A 16211-nucleotide genomic window follows, 5' to 3' on the forward strand; every position below is an offset into this window, starting at 1 on the left:
CGAGCTGGGCCAGCAGGGCCTGGCGGCGCAGCAGGGGTTCCTCGGCCCGGCCGAGTTGATCCAGGACCTGACCGGTTCCACCCGGCAGGACGCCCGCAAGCTCGTCGACGTCGGGAGGATGCTCGCCGACACCGAAGCGGCCGACGCCGCGGTCGCGGAAGACACGGCGCGACGGTTGCTCGACGAGGCCGACGAAGACGACCGAATGGAGGGGACGGGCACGCCACCGGACCTGTTCGACGACCCGGCGCCCGAGCCGGTGGCACTGCCCTGGTACACCCCGATCTCCCGCGCCGCCGCGACCGGCGCGCTGTCCGTCGCCGCCGCGCACGCGATCCGCGCCGGCCTGGGCGACATCGACACCGTCGTGACCGGCGCCAAACTCGCCGACGCCGTGCAGACGCTGCTCGACGAGGCCACGCGGATGACGGTGGACGAGCTGCTCAAACGCTCCCGGCGGATGCGTGACAGTCTCGACGAAGCCGGCATCGCCGTGCGGGAGCAGAAAGCCTGGGACGACCGGTACCTGCGGGCCTGGAAGATCGACACCGGCCAGGTCCACCTCCACGGCCTGTTCCCACCCGAGCAAGGCGAATACCTCCTATCCGTTCTGGACGGCCTCACCGGGCCCCGCCGCGGCGGCGTGCGATTCGTCGACCCGGACCGGGCCGCCTGGGCCACAGCCGTCCAAGACGACCCGCGCAGCACCAACCAGATCGCCGCCGACGGCCTCGTCGACCTGCTCATAGCCGGCAGCACGGTGAACCCGGACCGGATGCTCGGCGGCCGCACCCCCGCCGTGCGGATCCTGACCACCGCCACACAGCCACCCGCCGGACAGGCCGAAACGTCCGTCCCCACCGTCGACCCGACCGAAGCCCTGGTGACCATCCCGGACGGCACCGGGCACGGCTTCCTCGAAGGCAACCCCGCCCCGGTATCTCGCGAGACCATCGACCGGATCGTCTGCACCTCCGGCACCGTCGAGGTCCGATTCGACACCGACGGGCAACCGTTGAACCTCGGCCGCGAAGAACGACTCTTCAGCCCGGCCCAACGCACCGCGTTGGCCGCCCGCGACGGCGGTTGCAGGTGGGGTGATTGCGATAGACCCCCGTCCCGCACCGAGGCCCACCATCTCGAGGAATGGCTGCGCGATCACGGCAGCACCGACATCCGCCTGGGCATCCTGCTGTGCAACCCGCACCACCGGCTACTGCACAACCAAGGCTGGCAGATCTTCGAACACTCCGGCGCCTACTGGCTCAGGCCACCCGCGTCCGCGGATCCCGGCCAAACCCTCATCCAGCTGCACAGCAAAAGCCCCGCCGCCCTCGAACAGCACGACCACTGAGCCGACCAGCGCTGAGCCCACGTCACGCCGCCATCCGCTGGTCGAGCTTCTCAAGGCTCGAAAAGACGACCTACGAAGCACAACCATCCGCTGGTCGATCCCGTCGAGACCCGGTGAGACAACCCTGTCGGCCGCGGCAGCGACACGCAGGCACGTCGCGGGGTCGGACAAGACGGAGCGACGCTGGGGTCAGTGGCCGCCGTCCACGAGCTTGAGGCCGATGACGCAGCCGACGAGGCCCAGGATGAGAAGGATCTTCAGCAGGGAGGCCGGCTCCCGCCGAAGACCATGGCGTAGAGCACCGTGAGGGCGGCTCCGATTCCCACCGAGACCGCATAGGCGGTTCCGATCGGGATCGTGGGCATCGCGATCGCCAGGCCGCCCACGCTCAAGACCAGGGCCACACCGAAAACGACGGTGGGCCAGAGCTTTGTGAAGCCCTCGGACTTGCCGAGCGCCGTCGCCCAGACAGCCTCCAAGACACCGGACCCGGCCAGAATTAACCACGACATGACAGAGCACTCCTGTGGCCAGTCTTGTCGCGTGCCGAGTACTGAACCGTCGTCCGGAACCGCGTTCTGCGGTCTGGTCACAGGTTAGCCCGGCACTCTGTGCAGGCGCTGGGCAGGGAACGACGAAGCCCCGCTGGCCGAGGCGGTCCGGAACAGTGCTGACGCGTCTGTTCCGACGGTCTCGACCAGCGGGGCTGGCTACAGGCTGTTACGCCTCGGAGATGATGTCGACGACGAAGACCAGGGTGTCCGTGGCGCTGATGCCCGCCTGGTCGTTGCCGCCCTCATAGCCCAACGGGCCCGGCGGGATCACGATGACGACCTGCGAGCCGACGGTCTGGCCGACCAGGCCCTGGGTGAAGCCGGTGATCAGGCCGGACACCGCGAAGGTGGTGGGGCCGGTGCCCCAGCTCGAGTCGAATTCCTCGCCAGTGGCCCAGAGGGACCCGCTGTACTGCACCGTCACGGTGGAGGCGTCGGTGACGGTGGCGCCGTCGCCCTTCTTGAGTACCTCGACACCGAGCTCGGCCGGCGGGTCGGTCTTCGGCATGGTCACGGTGGGCTCACCGTTCTTGGCGAGCTCAACGGTCGGGAAGCCGTCGGTGGGCTCCTGGTCCTCACCGGTGGCGCGGGTGGGGAGAATCTCCTTGACGTCGATCACGAAGAGCATCTGGTCGGTGGCGGCGACACCCAGGTCGGTGTTGCCGGTCTCGCCGAAGCCGTCGTCGGGGGTGATGACGACGGCGACGCGGTCACCCACGTTGGAGCAGGCCACACCCTTGAGGATGCCGGCGATCGCGCTCTGGCTGCTGACCACGTTGACCGTGAGGCCCGCGTCATCGCCGAAGCCGCCGGAGGTGAGCTTGGCGCCGCTGGTGGCGTTGTACGCGGCGTAGGCGATGGAGACGGAGTCGCCCTCTTCCACGGCGTCGCCGGTTCCCTCGGTGACGACGGTGCGCTCGGTCTGCTCCGCGGCCAGGGGGCTCTCGAAGGTCACGGTCGGTTCGGCGTTGGCGTCACCGGTGACGGTCACGGCATCCGACGTGGTTCCCGGGTCGGTGCACGAGATCGCGGCGGCCGTTGCGGATGGCGTCGCCTCCGTGTCCGGCGACGCGGCGCATCCGCTGAGGGCGATGGCGGCAAGCGCCGTCATGGTGAGGAAAGTAGGAACAGTGCGCACGCAGAAATCTCCAGTTCGGTTCGGGCCTCGTACAGTCTGGACCCTCCACCTATGTATGTGCTGAATCCGAGGCCTTTGCGAGGTCCTGGCCGGTCCCGAATGGGGGACTTTGGTCCCTGTCGCGGAGCGCGACGCGTTTCTAAACTGATTTCACGGCCTCAAGAATTCGCCAGGGCCGAGCTGGTCGATGGTGACCGAACCCACCGACAGCGGCGCCACGTACTTCACGGCGATTCATTGTGAATGACGCCCTGCCTCATGCAGACGAACGCCGCTCGTTTGAGTGAATGTAGTCCCAAGAAAGATAGAGCCCCCGTGTCCGACAAGTCGACCTCCGCAAACGCCGTCACCCTTGACCGCTGGGAGACCCTCAAGCGCGAGTTCTACATGCGCACCCACCGCAGCGCCCCCATCGGGTCGCTTCCCCCCGCGGCCGCCCAGGCCACGGTCGCGAATCCCAACGCGGAGTAGGCGCCGCGCTCAGCAGTAGTCATCCGGCGCTGGCGGTGGCTGCGGTCAGAGCTGGTTGATGTCACGCGCTGTGAAACATTGCCCCGTCGGTGGGGTCGGCACTTCTGCCCGTGACCGTGGCGGCGGCGCTCTGCCCACCGCGCAGATGGATCGCCGGGAGGAAGATGACGGCAATGAGCGCCGGCACGACCATGAGCGCGGACAGCCCGAAGATGATCGGCATGCCCACGAGGTAGGCCTCCGAGTGGGTCGCCCCTGAGCCCTGCATGGTGTCGACCTGGGAGGTGAGCACCGAGCCGAGAGCGACCAGGCCGATGGTGCCGCCGAGGGAAAGGAAGAACGACACCGATAAGCTCATCGACCCGATGGTGCCGAACGGCACCGTGGTCTGCGCGGTGAGGATCAGGTTCTGGATCACCGCGCCCAGGCCGCAGGCGATCAGGACCGTGCCGATCACCGCCATCGCGATGGGGGAGAAGTGCATCTGGGACAGCACGGCGTTGCCGGCGAAGAGCGCCAGACGCCGACCATAAGCACCGGTCGGGTCCGGCCGGTGCGGCTGATGTACCGGCCGGCGGCGAAGGCCACGGCCACGGTTCCCAGCGCCATCGGGGTCAGCAGGGCTCCCGCGGTTGCGGGCGCGAGGCCGACGCCGAATTGCAGGTACTGGGTGATGAAGACCGAGCCGCTGAACAGGGTCGTGCCGGAGAAGAAGGTCGCGGTGACGCAGAGCAGGGAATGCGGGCGGCAAGCAGCCGCAGCGGCAGGATCGGATCGTCCGCCCGCAGTTCCACGAAGACGGCCACAGTCAGTGCGATCAGGCCAACGGCGCCCGGAACCGCGACGAGCCAGACCGACGTCGCCGCGTGCGGGAGCGCCGAGATGCAGATGAGCGAGGAGGTCACGTCCAGCGCGATCAGGCCGGCGCCGGCGAAGTCGGCACGCATCCGCTCGTGCGGTGTGCGCACGATACGCAGGGTCGCCGCGATCACGATCACCGCGGCCAGCGCGCCGGGGATGCTGAGCAGGAAGCACCACTGCCAGCCCAGGCCCGGTGTCTGCACGATCAGCCCGCCGATGACCGGTCCCCTGAGGGTGGCCGTTGTCTGCATGCTGCTCAGCCAGGCATTGACCCGGCCACGCTGGCGAGGCTCGACCAGGGCCGCGATCACGATCACGACGAGCGACAGGATGCCACCGAGGCCGATGCCCTGCAGCGCCCGGCCCACGATGAGCTGCGTGGTGTTCAGCGACAGGGCGGCGACGAGAGAGCCCACCGCGAAGAACATCAGCCCGGCCTGCAGGATGACCTTGGGGTTGAAGCGGTCGCCGAGCTTGCCCCAGATCGGGGTGGTCGCGGTGTTGCCGGGGATGGTCGCGGCGACGATCCACCTGGAGTGCGAGGTGGGACCCGGCAGGTTCTGCATGATCGAAGGAATCGACGTGGCGACGATCGTGGCGCTCAGCCCGGCGACGAACTGGGCGATGAGAAGACCGCTCAGCGGTGCCACAATCGGCCGCAGTGACGGGCGGGTGGTGTGCTCTGCCTGCGGCTTCACTGCGGTCACGATTCTCCTAGTCCGAGATCGAGCTTGCCAGGGCTAGGTTGCGGCCGGATTGCGCCGCTCGACTTCCAGCCCCCGGTGGGTATCGGGGGTATTGCGCCACGCTTAATCCGGACGGCGGCCGGTGATGTCCCGCCTCGATGTGGTTCCCGGCGCATTGTGCGGGACCTTCGGCCCCGGAAGGGCCTGTGGCGGCGCGATGAGATGAATTTATGGAATCACTAATCCACGACGCGGCCGACCCGTTCGCGGATGCCAATCGCCCGCTCTACGAGGTGACGGCGAACCTCTTCAAGGGTCTGGCGCATCCGGTGCGGGTGCGGGTGCTCGAGGTGCTCGCTCGGGCGGAGTCCGACCTGTCGGTATCCGATCTGCTCACCGACACCGGGCTGGAGGCCTCGCACCTCTCGCAGCACCTGTCGGTGCTGCGCCGGCACAACCTGGTGCTGGCCGAGCGCCGCGGCAGCCTGGTCTTCTACCGGCTGGCCTGTCCGCAGGTGGCCGACCTTCTCGCGGTGGCCCGGCAGCTGCTCGTGGAGATCCTCGAAACGACCCAGAAGAACCTGAGCAACACCGTGGGACTGCCCCGCCTCGCCCGGTCGGATGCCGGGTCCGCCGACGCGGTGGCCCGGTGAGCGTGCTCGGCACGGCCGCATCCGCAACCGGGCGGTATGTGCGAGCCCTGCTGCCGACCTGGCAGGACTACCGCGACGTCAAGCGCACCTGGCGCGGCGACCTCGTCGCCGGCCTCACGGTGGGCATCATCGCGCTGCCGCTCGCCCTCGCCTTCGGCGTCAGTTCCGGCGCGGGCGCCGAGAGCGGGCTCATCACCGCCATCGTCGCCGGTGTGATCGCCGCCGTGTTCGGCGGCTCCAACATCCAGGTATCGGGCCCCACCGGCGCCATGGTCGTGGTGCTCGGCCCCGTCGTGGCCTCCCACGGTGTGGGCGTCGCGGCGGTGCTCAGCCTCATGGCCGGCCTCCTCGTGATCGCCGCCGGGGCGCTCAAGCTCGGCCGGGCGGTGACGTTCATTCCCTGGCCGGTGATCGAGGGCTTCAGCCTCGGCATCGCGGTGATCATCTTCCTGCAGCAGGTCCACGCCGCGATCGGCTCCCCCGCCGGCCCCAGCAGCCACGCCTTCGTGGCCGCCGTGCAGTCCTTCGGCACGGTCGACTGGTCCACCGTGATGGTGCCCGTGGCGATGGTGCTCCTCGTGGCCGCCAACCTCGCCAACCTGCCCCTGGCCCGTATCGGCGAGCTGCCGAGCTCCCTTCCGGCGCCGATGCTGCCGCAGCTCGAGCTCGGCCAGCTCGGCTCCCTGGTGGGCCCGGCACTCACCATCGCGGCGCTCGCCGCCATCGAGTCGCTGCTCTCCGCCCGGGTTGCCGTGTCGCTGTCCGACACCGGCCCGTACGACGCCGACCGGGAACTGGTGGGCCAGGGCCTGGCCTCCATCGCCTCCGGCATTTTCGGCGGGATGCCGGCCACCGGTGCGATCGCCCGCACGGCCGTGAACATCCGCTCGGGCGGCCGCACCCGGCTGGCCGCCGTGCATTCGATCGTGCTGATCGGTGTGGTCTACCTGGCCACCGGGGTGGTGTCGCAGATCCCGCTCGCCGCGCTGTCGGGGGTGCTCATGGTGACCGCCGCCCGGATGATCTCGATCGCGACCGTGCGCAGCATCATCGGCTCCACCGGCTCCGACGCCACGGTGTTCGTCATCACCGCCCTCGTCACCGTCTCGGTCGACCTGATCGTGGCCGTGGGCATCGGGATCGTCCTCGCAGCGTTCTTCGCGCTGCGCACGGTCTCCGCGTCCAGCGGTGTGCACCGCGAGGAGCTGGCGGGCGATCCCGAGCCCGGCGACGAACGCATCGCCCTGTTCCGCCTCGACGGCGCCCTGTTCTTCGGTGCGGCCGAACGGATGCTCGAACGCGTCAGCCAGAGCAGCCACATCACGGTGGTGATCATCCGCATGTCGCAGCTGCAGATCCTCGACGCCACCGGCGCCCGGGTGATCACCGAGATGATCCAGGCGCTCGAGCGGCGCGGTATCACGGTGCTGGTCAAGGGCATCCAGCCGCGGCACCTCAAGCTCGTCACCCGGGTGGGCGTGATCACGTCGTTGCGGCACCGCAACCACCTGTTCACCGACCACGATGCGGCGATCGAGCACGCCCGCAGCCACGTCACCCGGGCCGCCGCGGCGGGCGGCAGCACGGATGTCGCCGACTTCGGCTGGACCTCCACCATCCGGCTGCCCCGGGATTGAGCTCCCAGCCCCGGGTCCGGCCGCGAGTTGGGGCGAAGTGCCCTTCGACGCGCGCGAAGGGGACTTCTGCCGCAAGTCGGCCCACCGGCCAGCCACGAGTTGCGCGCAAAATGCCCCCTCACGACCGTGAAGGGGCAATGTGACGCAACTGGGCGGAGCGGCTCGGCCGCACGCCGGTCAGCCGAGGAGCAGTTTGCCGAGCTGGTCGGTGGAGTGCACGACGGCGGTGGCCAGCGCAGCCTCGGCGGGGGAGCCGTAGCCCCACTCGACGAGGATCGTGGGCACGCCGTTGGCGGTGGCGCCCTCGGCGTCGTAGATCCGGTCGCCGACCATGACCACGGCGCTCGTGTCGACATCCGCTGCCGTGAAGCGCACGAGGGCTTCGGCGATGATGTCGGCCTTGCTGCTGCGGGACTCGTTCTCGGTAGCGCCCACCATGATGGTGAAGTACTTGGCGAGGTCGAAGTGCGTAAGGATCGCGATCGCGGTGTGCTCGGGCTTGCTCGTGGCCAGGCCGAGCGGGATGCCCGACTCGTGGATGCGCTCGAGGAGGCCGGCGACACCGGGATAGACCGCGGTGTCCAGGGCGGCGGGGCCCTGGTAGTCGGCGCGGTACACGGCCAGCGCCTCCAGCGCCTCGTCCGGCGTCATGCCGGCGTACTCACCGAACGCGGCGAGCAGGGGCGGGCCGACGTAGGCGAGCAGCTCGGTGTCGCTGGGCACGGGGCGGCCGAGCAGAGCGAAGGTGCGGGCCAAGGAGTTGGTGATCGCGGGGGCGGAATCCGTGATGGTTCCGTCGAGATCGAAGAGGATGGCGCTCCAGGTGCGCGTCAGGGTGGGGTTCACTCGCAATATCCTAGGCCCGGGCGGGCGAAACTCTTGCACCTGTAATTCAATCAGGGTATAGGCGAGCGGCCCGTCGGCGCCGGTCCCGAGCGCGCCGCCCGCACCCGAACACACGGCTGGTCAGCCGTAACGCCGCCGGTCCACCAACCGCCGGCAACTGTTGCCACTGCGGACAATTGGTCCCGGTGTGCCGGGTGCAAATGTCCGGACGGGGAACAGTTGGGGCGCGCGGGGCCGGTTAGAAGAGCTTGGAGGCGGTGTCGTCGAGGCCGCGCATGGCGTCGTAGTCGAGCACCAGGCAGCGGATGCCGCGGTCCTCGGCCAGCATCCGCGCCTGCGGCTTGATCTGCTGCGCGGCGAACACGCCCGCCACCGGCGCCAGGTGCGGGTCGCGGTTCATCAGCTCGAGGTAGCGGGTGAGCTGCTCGACGCCGTCGATGTCGCCGCGGCGCTTGAGTTCCACGGCCACCGAGGCGCCGGAGGCATCCCGTGCCAGGATGTCGACCGGCCCGATCGCGGTCATGTACTCGCGGCGCACCAGCGTGTGGCCGTCACCGAGCAGGTGGATGTGCTCGGCGAGCAGCTTCTGCAGGTGCGCCTCGACGCCGTCCTTGATCAGGCCGGGATCGATGCCGAGCTCGTGCGCGGAGTCGTGCTGCACCTCGTAGATGCTCACGATCAGCTGGTCGGCGGTCTTGGCGTGCGTGACGGTCCACAGCTCGGTGATCCCGGCCTCGACCTGCAACTCGTCCGGTGCCGACACGGCGAGGCTGCACGGCGGGCTCATCCAGTTCAGCGGCTTGTACGAGCCGCCGTCGGAATGCACCAGCAGGCTGCCGTCGGACTTGAGCATGAGCAGGCGGGTGGCCAGCGGCAAATGCGCGCTGAGCCGTCCGGCGTAGTCAACTGAACACTGGGCTATTACGAGGCGCACTGAACGAGCTTAACCGGCCACGGGGGTCTTCGCGCGCTCGCGGGCGGCGGGCGCGGCGAGGCCGGCCAGGGCCATCAACACCACGATGACGTAGAGCGCGTTGAGGATGCCGAGATGCTCACCGATCAGGCCCAACACCGGCGGGCCGACCAGGAAGGCGAAATAGCCGATCATGGCGACGGCGCTGACCCGGGCGGCCGCGTTGGCGGTGTCGTCGGCGGCGGCGGACATGCCCACCGGGAAGCCGAGAGAGGCGCCAAGGCCCCACAGAACGGTGCCGACGATGAGCAGCCAGATGGCCGGCGCCAGGATCACCAGGATGAGCCCGACCACACCGAGGCCTGAGCAGACGCGCAGCACCGGCACCCGGCCGAACCGGTCCAGCACCGGGCCGCCGAGCACCCGGCCCACGGTCATCGCCGCCACGAACACCCCGAAGACCAGCGCCCCGGTGGCGTCGCTCTGCCCGTGCCCGTCGACCACGGCCAGGGCGAGCCAGTCGCTGGCCGACCCCTCGGCGAAGGTCATGCCGAGCACGATGACGCCGATCAACAGGATGCTCGAGTCGCGCCACACCGCCAGGCTCCTGCGCATCCGCTCACGCCAGTGCGGGCGCACGAGGGAGTGGTCCGCGGCGTCGCTCGCGTCGCCGAGCGCCGGGCGCAACGGGATGAAGCGCACCGCGAGCACCGCGGCGGCCAGCGCCAGCGCGGCGACGATAGTGAGGTGCCAGCCCACGGTGATGACCAGGGCGGCGGCCCCGGCGCCCACGAGCGCCCCGACGACGGTGCCCAGGCTGAAACAGGCGTGCAACAGGGGCATCAGGGTGACACCGAGCTCACGTTCGACGGCCGCTCCCTCGACGTTCATCATGACGTCGGTGGAGCCCATGCCGAAGCCCACCAGGACCAGGGCGGTGAACGCGAGCGGAGACGACCCCCAGAGTGTCGCGGCCGCGCCGACCAGAACCAGGCCGGCCGAGGACGTGCCGATGCACACCACCAGGGCCCTGCGGGCGCCCAACGCCGACAGCAACCAGACCGCGGAGATGAGCCCCAGGATCGAGCCGGCGGACAGCCCGAAGATGAGCAGGCCCACCTGGTCGGTGCGCAGGGCGAGGTCGTCGCGCACGGTGGGGATGCGCGACACCCACGACGCCAGGCCCAGGCCACTCACGAAGAAGAGCACGAAGACGGCATTCCGCCAGCGGCTGAGGTCGCGCCGACCGCGCATGTTCGTCATCTGATCCACGCTACCGTGCCCGTGAACCCTGAGTCAGGTTCGGCAGAACCCGGTGTTCCCGCGTCGGCGTGCGGTCGTGGACAACGTGGGACTACTGGGAGCCCAGGCGCACCCAGGCGGTGCCTCGGACGCGCAGGGAGAGAGTCACGGCGCGGGCGCCGAGGAAGCCGAAGACGAAGGTGGCCATCAGGGCGGCCAGCCCGGCCGCGCCGGCGGGGGCCCAGAACAGCACCAGCACCGCGAGCGGAACGAAGGCGGCCAGGTTGACCAGGCCGGTCAGTGCCAGGTAGCGAGCGTCGCCGGCACCGATCAGCACCCCGTCCAGCACGAAGACCAGCCCGCCCAGCGGCACGGACAGGCCGAGCACGGCCAGGGTCGCCGGCAGTAGGTCGGTGACCTCAACCGAGCTCGTGAACACCCGGCCGAGCACGCCGCTGGCGGCGAGGACGACCAGGCCGAGCGCCACGCCGCCGCCGATGCCCCACTCCAGGCAACGGCGCAGCACCTGGCGCACCTGCTGCGCGTCGCCGGCGCCGAGCGCCTTACCCACCAGGGCCTGGGCGGCGATGGCGAGGGCGTCGAGCGCGAAGGCCAGGGCAGCGAACAGGGTCATCGCGATCTGGAACGCCGCGAGTTCGGGGGAGCCGAGGCTGGTGGCCACGAACACCGCCAGGAGCATCGCCGCGCGCAGGCTCGCGGTGCGCAGGAACAGCCAGCCCCCGCTCGTCGCCCCGCGCACGAGGCCGCCCCGGTGCGGGCGGAGCGGCGCGCGTTCGCGGCGGGCGTGCCGCACGACCACGACGACGTAGACGGCCACCATTCCCCACTGGGCGAGGACGGTGCCCAGTGCCGAGCCGGCCAGACCCAGTCCCAGGCCGTAGATGAACCACAGGTTGAGCAGGATGTTCACCAGGAAGCCCAGCCCCGCCACCCATAGCGGGGTGCGGGTGTCCTGCAGCCCGCGCAGCAGCCCGGTCGCGGCGAACACCAGCAGCATCGCCGGCACACCGAGCATCGACAGGCCCAGGTAGTCCGCGGCGGCGCGGGTCACATCGGCTTCGGCACCGAAGGCACCCACCAGCGCGGGCGTGCCGACCCAGCCGGTCACGGCAAGGACGACGCCGAGGCCGAGCGCGAGCCACAGCCCGTCGACGCCCACCGAGACGGCCTTCCGCCGGTCCCCGGCCCCGAGCCACCGCGCCACGGCGGGGGTGGTGCTGTACGCGAGGAAGACCATCAGCCCGATGATCGTCTGCAACACGGCGCTCGCCAGGCCGAGCCCGGCCAGCGGCACAGCTCCGAGGTGTCCGACCATCGCCGAGTCGGCGAGAAGGAACAGCGGTTCGGCGATGAGCGCCCCGAGGGCAGGCACGGCCAACCGGAGGATCTCCCGGTCGATGGGTTGGCGTTGTAGGAGTTTGATGAGTCTCAGGGCGCAACGCCGGTCGAGATGGTGGCGAGCGTCGGTCGAGTCCTGGTGGATCCGTCAGAGGGCGCCCAGGCCGGTTCGCGGAGAGCCGGACAGTGTTCTGGGCTCGGATGGTGCGCGATCGCGATCATACGATCGAGCGCCTCACCCGCAGCGGCCAGATCGGCCATGGCGGCATTGATGCGAGTCCGCTCCTGCTCCAGGATTGTGAAAACTTCAGGGGAAGCCGTGCCGGTTTCGACGCAGGGCAGCAGCTGCAGGATCGTGCGACTAGCGAGACCAGCGGTGAAGAACTGCTGGATCAACCGCACCCGCTCGACAGCCGATTCCGGGTAGATGCGTTGTCCCGTCACTGTGCGCTCCGATGCAAGCAGCCCTTGCTCCTCGTAGTAACGCAGAGCTCGCGTGCTCACCCCTGCTCGGTGTGCGATATCGCCGATACGCATCCGGCCTCCCTAGTTTCCCTCCCGTGGGGACTTGCCCCTGACGTCAACGTCAACGTTTAGCGTAGTCGATGCTTGGTCGCATCCGACCTGGCCGACAAGAAAAGGAACACGCATCGCATGGACATCACGAACCAGATCGCCCTCGTCACCGGAGCGAACCGCGGTATCGGCAAGGAGTCCGTTCTCGAACTGCTCGAGCGCGGGGCGTCCAAGGTCTACGCGACAGCCCGACGTCCTGAGACCCTCGACTTCGGCGACGACCGGGTGGTGCCGATGCGGCTCGACCTCACGGACCACGACTCCGTCGTCGCGGCGGCGGCGAACGCCCAGGACGTGACCCTTCTGGTGAACAATGCCGGCATCGCGACCGGCGCCTCGCTGGTCACGGGCGAGCTGAGCGAGATTCGCCGCGAGATGGACACGCACTTCTGGGGCACGCTCGACGTCATTCGCGAATTCGCACCGGTCCTGGCGACCAACGGCGGCGGCGCAATCGTCAACGTGCTGTCGGCGCTGTCCTGGTTTGCCGCCCCGGGTTCTGGTTCTTACGCAGCGGCCAAGGCGGCCGAGTGGAACATGACCAATGGTGTGCGTCTCGAGCTCGCTTCGCAGTCCACGTTTGTGCAGGGAGTCCTGCTCGGGGCGGCGGACACCGACATCTCCTCGGGTTACGACGGTCCCAAGATTGATCCTCGCGATGTTCCCCGGTCGTCGTTCGATGGCCTCGCGACCGGCGCGATCGAGGTGGTTGTCGACGACTGGACCGCGATGGTCAAGGCGTCGCTCGCCGGCGACCCTGGCGTCTTCTATGAGCAGATCTCCCAACTGCTCGGCGCCAACTAGGGCCGAGAGACGCAGGCTCAGGGGAGGAGGACGAGCTTGCCGCGGGCGCCGGACCCGAAGTCGTCGAGGGCCTCCGCGGCATCCTCGAGCGCGTAGCTGCCCTGCACGGTCACAGACGTGCGCCCGGCGGCCAGGTTCTCGACCAGGTGGGTGAGCACCGCGGTGGTGGGGTTGGCGTAGATCGGCACCACCGTCACGCCGGCGGCGATCAGCTGGTCGGGCGAGCCGATCAGGGTGCTGACGAAGCGGCCGCCGGCACGCACGGCGGGCAGCACGGTGGCGGCGTCGCCGGCGAAGTGCAGCACCACGTCGACGCCGTCGGCGTGGTTGGCGAGCACGGCCGCCGTGAGGTTCTGGGTGTGATCGACGACCTCGGTCGCGCCGAGCAGGCGCACCTGGGCGATGCCCAGCGCGGTGCGGGCGGTGGCGATCACGGTGGCGCCGGTGGCCGCGGCCAGCTGCACGGCCTGGTTGCCCACGCCCCCGGTGGCGCCAACGATCAACACCGTGCTGCCGGCGCCCAGCTCTGCGGCGGCCACCGCGGCCGAGGCGGCGGTGCCGGCCAGGCCGAGGGCGGCGCCCCGGGCGAAGTCGATCTGTGCGGGCAGCTTGGCGAGCCCCGTCGAGGTGGGGACGACCACGAACTCGCCGAACGAGCCATCGCCCAGGTGGGCCTTGGTGACAACGCCGAAGACCCGGTCGCCGACCGCGTAGTCGGTCACGCCGTCGCCGAGGGCGTCCACGATGCCCGCGAAGTCCTTACCGAGCACCACGGGGAAACGGTGCTCCATCAGGCCTTCGAGTGACCCGGCGGCCACGGCGAGGTCGAAGCCGTTGACGGATGCCGCGTGCACGCGAACCCGCACCTCTCCCGTCGCCGGCTGAGGGGTGTCGATCTCGGTCAGCTCGAGGGCGGAGCCGAACTCTGGCAAAGTGATGACGCGCATGGGAGGTCTCCTGGGTCACTGGCGACCCGTCTGGAGCGCCGTCTGAGCTCATGCTCCCACGGCGGTCGCACGCCCCAACACGGCCGATGGTCCCACGAGTCCCAGCAGTGCGCGGCGAGGTTTAGGCTGGTGCGATGACTGATCAGGTGACTGCATCCGGAATCGACACCGACGAACTCGACCCGGGCGTGCGCCCGCAGGACGACCTCTTCCGCCACGTGAACGGCAAGTGGATCGCTCGCACCGAGATCCCCAGCGACAAGGCGCGCTGGGGATCCTTCTATCTACTCGCGGAAGAGGCCGAAAAGGCCGTGCAGGCGATTATTCTCGAGGCGCAGACCGCCGCGGCGGGAACGGAGGAGCGCAAGTTCGGCGACCTCTACGCCAGCTTCATGGATGAGGAGCGCATCGAGCAGCTCGGCGCCACCCCACTCGCCGCCGACCTGGCCACCGTCGACGGCATCAGCTCGGTGCCGGTCTTCCTTGCCACCCTCGGCCGCCTCGAGCGGGCCGGCGTCGCCGGAGCCTTCCAGCTCTACGTCGACAACGACCCGGGCAACCCCGAGCGCTATCTGGTCTTCGTCGAGCAGGCCGGCCTCGGCCTGCCGGATGAGTCCTACTACCGAGACGAGAAGTTCGCCGCCGTGCGTGAGGCCTACGTCGCCTTCGTCGAGCGGATGCTGAGTCTCGCGGGCCTGGACGACGCCGCGGCCCGCGCCGGGCGCATCTTCGCCCTCGAAACCGAGCTCGCCAGCCATCACTGGGACAACGTGCGCACCCGCGACAGCGAGAAGACCTATAACCTCAAGACCTGGGGCCAGATCTCCGCCCTCGCGGCCGGCGCCGACCTCGACCTCTGGCTGCAGGGCCTGGACGCCCCGGCGGTGGCCTTCGAGGAGGTCGTGGTGCGTGAGCCCAGCTTCGTCACGGGCCTGGCCGAGATGCTCAACGAAGACCGGCTCGACGCCTGGCGCGACTGGCTGCGCTGGCAGGTCATCCGCTCGAGCGCGTCGTACCTCTCCAGTGACTTCGTGGAGGCCAACTTCGACTTCTACGGCCGCACCCTCACCGGGACCCCGCAGATGCGGGCCCGCTGGAAGCGTGGCGTCTCGCTCGTGGAGGGCTCGCTGGGCGAGGCCGTCGGGCGGATCTACGTTGAGCGGCACTTCTCGCCCGACGCCAAAACCAGCATGGACGTGCTTGTCGGCCATCTCGTCGAGGCGTACCGGGCCAGCATCACCGGCCTGGACTGGATGACCGCCGAGACGCAGGGCCGCGCCCTGGAGAAGCTCGACAAGTTCACGCCCAAGATCGGCTTCCCCGTGAAGTGGCGCGACTACTCCAGCCTCGCCATCGACCCCGGTGACCTGATCAAGAACGTGCGCGCCACGGGCGAGTTCGAGTTCCACCGGGAGCTGGGCAAGATCGGCAACCCGCTCGACCGCGACGAGTGGTTTATGACTCCGCAGACCATCAACGCGTATTACAACCCCGGCTTCAACGAGATCGTCTTCCCCGCCGCGATCCTGCAGGTGCCGTTCTTCGACGTGAAGCGCGACGACGCCGCCAACTACGGCGCGATCGGCGCGGTCATCGGCCACGAGATCGGCCACGGCTTCGATGACCAGGGCTCCAAGTACGACGGCGACGGCCGCCTCACCGACTGGTGGACCGAGGCCGACCGGGCCGCCTTCGAGGAGCGCACCGCGTCGCTGATCGAGCAGTACGACGCCCTCGCCCCGGCCCAGGTGCCCGACCACCATGTCAACGGTGCGCTGACCATCGGCGAGAACATCGGTGACCTCGGCGGCCTCTCCATCGCCTGGAAGGCCTACCTGCTGTCCCTGGCCGGTGCGGAGCCGCTGGTGATCGACGGTCTGAGCGGCGCCGAGCGCTTCTTCCTCTCCTGGGCGCAGGCCTGGCAGATGAAGCTGCGCGACGAGGAGGCCGTTCGGCTGCTCGCCATCGACCCGCACTCGCCGAACGAGTTCCGCTGCAACCAGATCGTGCGCAACATCGACGAGTACTACAGCGCATTCGGGGTCACCGAGTCGGATGCCGCGTGGCTCGCCCCTGAGAAGCGCGTCACGATCTGGTAGCTCCGGCCGCGTGGTCCAGCGGGTGGGTTAGGGTGATCGCTGAGGCTGAGGACAGCCCACGAGAACCAAAA

15 protein-coding genes, 1 pseudogene and 1 riboswitch are annotated in these 16211 nt (G+C 69.4%); of the genes and pseudogenes, 6 read left to right on the plus strand and 10 right to left on the minus strand.

What is annotated here, in order from left to right; genetic code table 11:
• Positions 1 to 1354 (plus strand): HNH endonuclease signature motif containing protein (locus JWP54_RS01345; RefSeq protein WP_297366386.1); only part of this gene is annotated, 1354 nt, incomplete at its 5' end.
• A 189-nt stretch (positions 1355 to 1543) separates the two neighbouring features.
• Here JWP54_RS01345 and JWP54_RS01350 read toward each other — a convergent pair.
• A pseudogene (locus JWP54_RS01350) lies at positions 1544 to 1866 on the minus strand (multidrug efflux SMR transporter).
• Between the two features lie 13 nt (positions 1867 to 1879).
• Positions 1880 to 1944: riboswitch (guanidine-III (ykkC-III) riboswitch) on the minus strand.
• 130 nt (positions 1945 to 2074) lie between these two features.
• Positions 2075 to 3046, minus strand: a complete 972-nt coding sequence (locus tag JWP54_RS01355; RefSeq protein ID WP_297366387.1) for an FKBP-type peptidyl-prolyl cis-trans isomerase — start codon at positions 3044 to 3046, stop codon at positions 2075 to 2077.
• A gap of 315 nt (positions 3047 to 3361) precedes the next feature.
• On the opposite strand from JWP54_RS01355, the gene JWP54_RS01360 reads away from it, so the two are divergent.
• Positions 3362 to 3517: a hypothetical protein gene (locus JWP54_RS01360; protein ID WP_297366388.1), complete on the plus strand. Its 156-nt coding sequence runs from the start codon at positions 3362 to 3364 to the stop codon at positions 3515 to 3517.
• Between the two features lie 61 nt (positions 3518 to 3578).
• Here the strand turns inward: JWP54_RS01360 and JWP54_RS01365 are convergent, their stop codons facing one another.
• Complete coding sequence (locus tag JWP54_RS01365) at positions 3579 to 4001, minus strand: hypothetical protein (protein ID WP_297366389.1); 423 nt, start codon at positions 3999 to 4001, stop codon at positions 3579 to 3581.
• A gap of 130 nt (positions 4002 to 4131) precedes the next feature.
• Positions 4132 to 5085 carry an MFS transporter gene (locus JWP54_RS01370; RefSeq protein ID WP_297366390.1) on the minus strand — a complete coding sequence of 318 codons (954 nt, stop codon included), beginning with the start codon at positions 5083 to 5085 and terminating at the stop codon, positions 4132 to 4134.
• 209 nt (positions 5086 to 5294) lie between these two features.
• Between JWP54_RS01370 and JWP54_RS01375 the strand changes: the two genes are divergently transcribed.
• Positions 5295 to 5717 carry a metalloregulator ArsR/SmtB family transcription factor gene (locus JWP54_RS01375; protein ID WP_297366391.1) on the plus strand — a complete coding sequence of 141 codons (423 nt, stop codon included), beginning with the start codon at positions 5295 to 5297 and terminating at the stop codon, positions 5715 to 5717.
• Positions 5714 to 7354 (plus strand): SulP family inorganic anion transporter, encoded by a 1641-nt coding sequence (locus JWP54_RS01380; protein ID WP_297366392.1) that lies wholly within the window; start codon positions 5714 to 5716, stop codon positions 7352 to 7354. Before JWP54_RS01375 ends, JWP54_RS01380 begins: the two co-directional genes overlap by 4 nt.
• Before the next feature lie 177 nt (positions 7355 to 7531).
• On the opposite strand, the gene JWP54_RS01385 is transcribed toward JWP54_RS01380, so the two are convergent.
• From JWP54_RS01385 to JWP54_RS01405, 5 genes are all read right to left on the minus strand, one after another.
• Positions 7532 to 8200, minus strand: coding sequence for an HAD hydrolase-like protein (locus tag JWP54_RS01385; protein WP_297366393.1), 669 nt, complete (start codon positions 8198 to 8200; stop codon positions 7532 to 7534).
• A gap of 238 nt (positions 8201 to 8438) precedes the next feature.
• The gene (gene nucS, locus JWP54_RS01390) at positions 8439 to 9134 is read right to left on the minus strand and encodes an endonuclease NucS (protein ID WP_297366394.1); all 696 of its coding nucleotides are present in this window, start codon (positions 9132 to 9134) and stop codon (positions 8439 to 8441) included.
• 9 nt (positions 9135 to 9143) lie between these two features.
• Positions 9144 to 10376 (minus strand): MFS transporter, encoded by a 1233-nt coding sequence (locus tag JWP54_RS01395; protein WP_297366395.1) that lies wholly within the window; start codon positions 10374 to 10376, stop codon positions 9144 to 9146.
• Positions 10377 to 10467: 91 nt separating this feature from the next.
• Positions 10468 to 11748, minus strand: coding sequence for an MATE family efflux transporter (locus JWP54_RS01400; protein WP_297366445.1), 1281 nt, complete (start codon positions 11746 to 11748; stop codon positions 10468 to 10470).
• Between the two features lie 56 nt (positions 11749 to 11804).
• Positions 11805 to 12251 carry a MerR family transcriptional regulator gene (locus JWP54_RS01405; protein WP_297366396.1) on the minus strand — a complete coding sequence of 149 codons (447 nt, stop codon included), beginning with the start codon at positions 12249 to 12251 and terminating at the stop codon, positions 11805 to 11807.
• Between the two features lie 117 nt (positions 12252 to 12368).
• Here JWP54_RS01405 and JWP54_RS01410 point away from each other — a divergent pair, with 117 nt between their 5' ends.
• The gene (locus tag JWP54_RS01410; RefSeq protein WP_297366397.1) at positions 12369 to 13094 is read left to right on the plus strand and encodes an SDR family oxidoreductase; all 726 of its coding nucleotides are present in this window, start codon (positions 12369 to 12371) and stop codon (positions 13092 to 13094) included.
• A 17-nt stretch (positions 13095 to 13111) separates the two neighbouring features.
• On the opposite strand, the gene JWP54_RS01415 is transcribed toward JWP54_RS01410, so the two are convergent.
• Positions 13112 to 14041: an NADP-dependent oxidoreductase gene (locus JWP54_RS01415; RefSeq protein ID WP_297366398.1), complete on the minus strand. Its 930-nt coding sequence runs from the start codon at positions 14039 to 14041 to the stop codon at positions 13112 to 13114.
• 134 nt (positions 14042 to 14175) lie between these two features.
• On the opposite strand from JWP54_RS01415, the gene JWP54_RS01420 reads away from it, so the two are divergent.
• Entirely contained in the window at positions 14176 to 16140 is a 1965-nt protein-coding gene (locus tag JWP54_RS01420; protein ID WP_297366399.1) for a M13-type metalloendopeptidase, read from the plus strand.
• Positions 16141 to 16211: the final 71 nt, after the last annotated feature.

Source organism: Cryobacterium sp. (assembly GCF_025463825.1).
GTDB lineage: Bacteria > Actinomycetota > Actinomycetes > Actinomycetales > Microbacteriaceae > Cryobacterium.

Bases quoted from the DNA above. Each gene is read 5' to 3' on its own strand.
- JWP54_RS01395 (WP_297366395.1), bottom strand. From the start codon at position 10,376: ATGACGAACATGCGCGGTCGGCGCGACCTCAGCCGCTGGCGGAATGCC.
- JWP54_RS01420 (WP_297366399.1), top strand. From the start codon at position 14,176: ATGACTGATCAGGTGACTGCATCCGGAATCGACACCGACGAACTCGAC.
- JWP54_RS01405 (WP_297366396.1), bottom strand. From the start codon at position 12,251: ATGCGTATCGGCGATATCGCACACCGAGCAGGGGTGAGCACGCGAGCT.
- JWP54_RS01375 (WP_297366391.1), top strand. From the start codon at position 5,295: ATGGAATCACTAATCCACGACGCGGCCGACCCGTTCGCGGATGCCAAT.
- JWP54_RS01410 (WP_297366397.1), top strand. From the start codon at position 12,369: ATGGACATCACGAACCAGATCGCCCTCGTCACCGGAGCGAACCGCGGT.
- JWP54_RS01365 (WP_297366389.1), bottom strand. From the start codon at position 4,001: ATGCACTTCTCCCCCATCGCGATGGCGGTGATCGGCACGGTCCTGATC.
- JWP54_RS01415 (WP_297366398.1), bottom strand. From the start codon at position 14,041: ATGCGCGTCATCACTTTGCCAGAGTTCGGCTCCGCCCTCGAGCTGACC.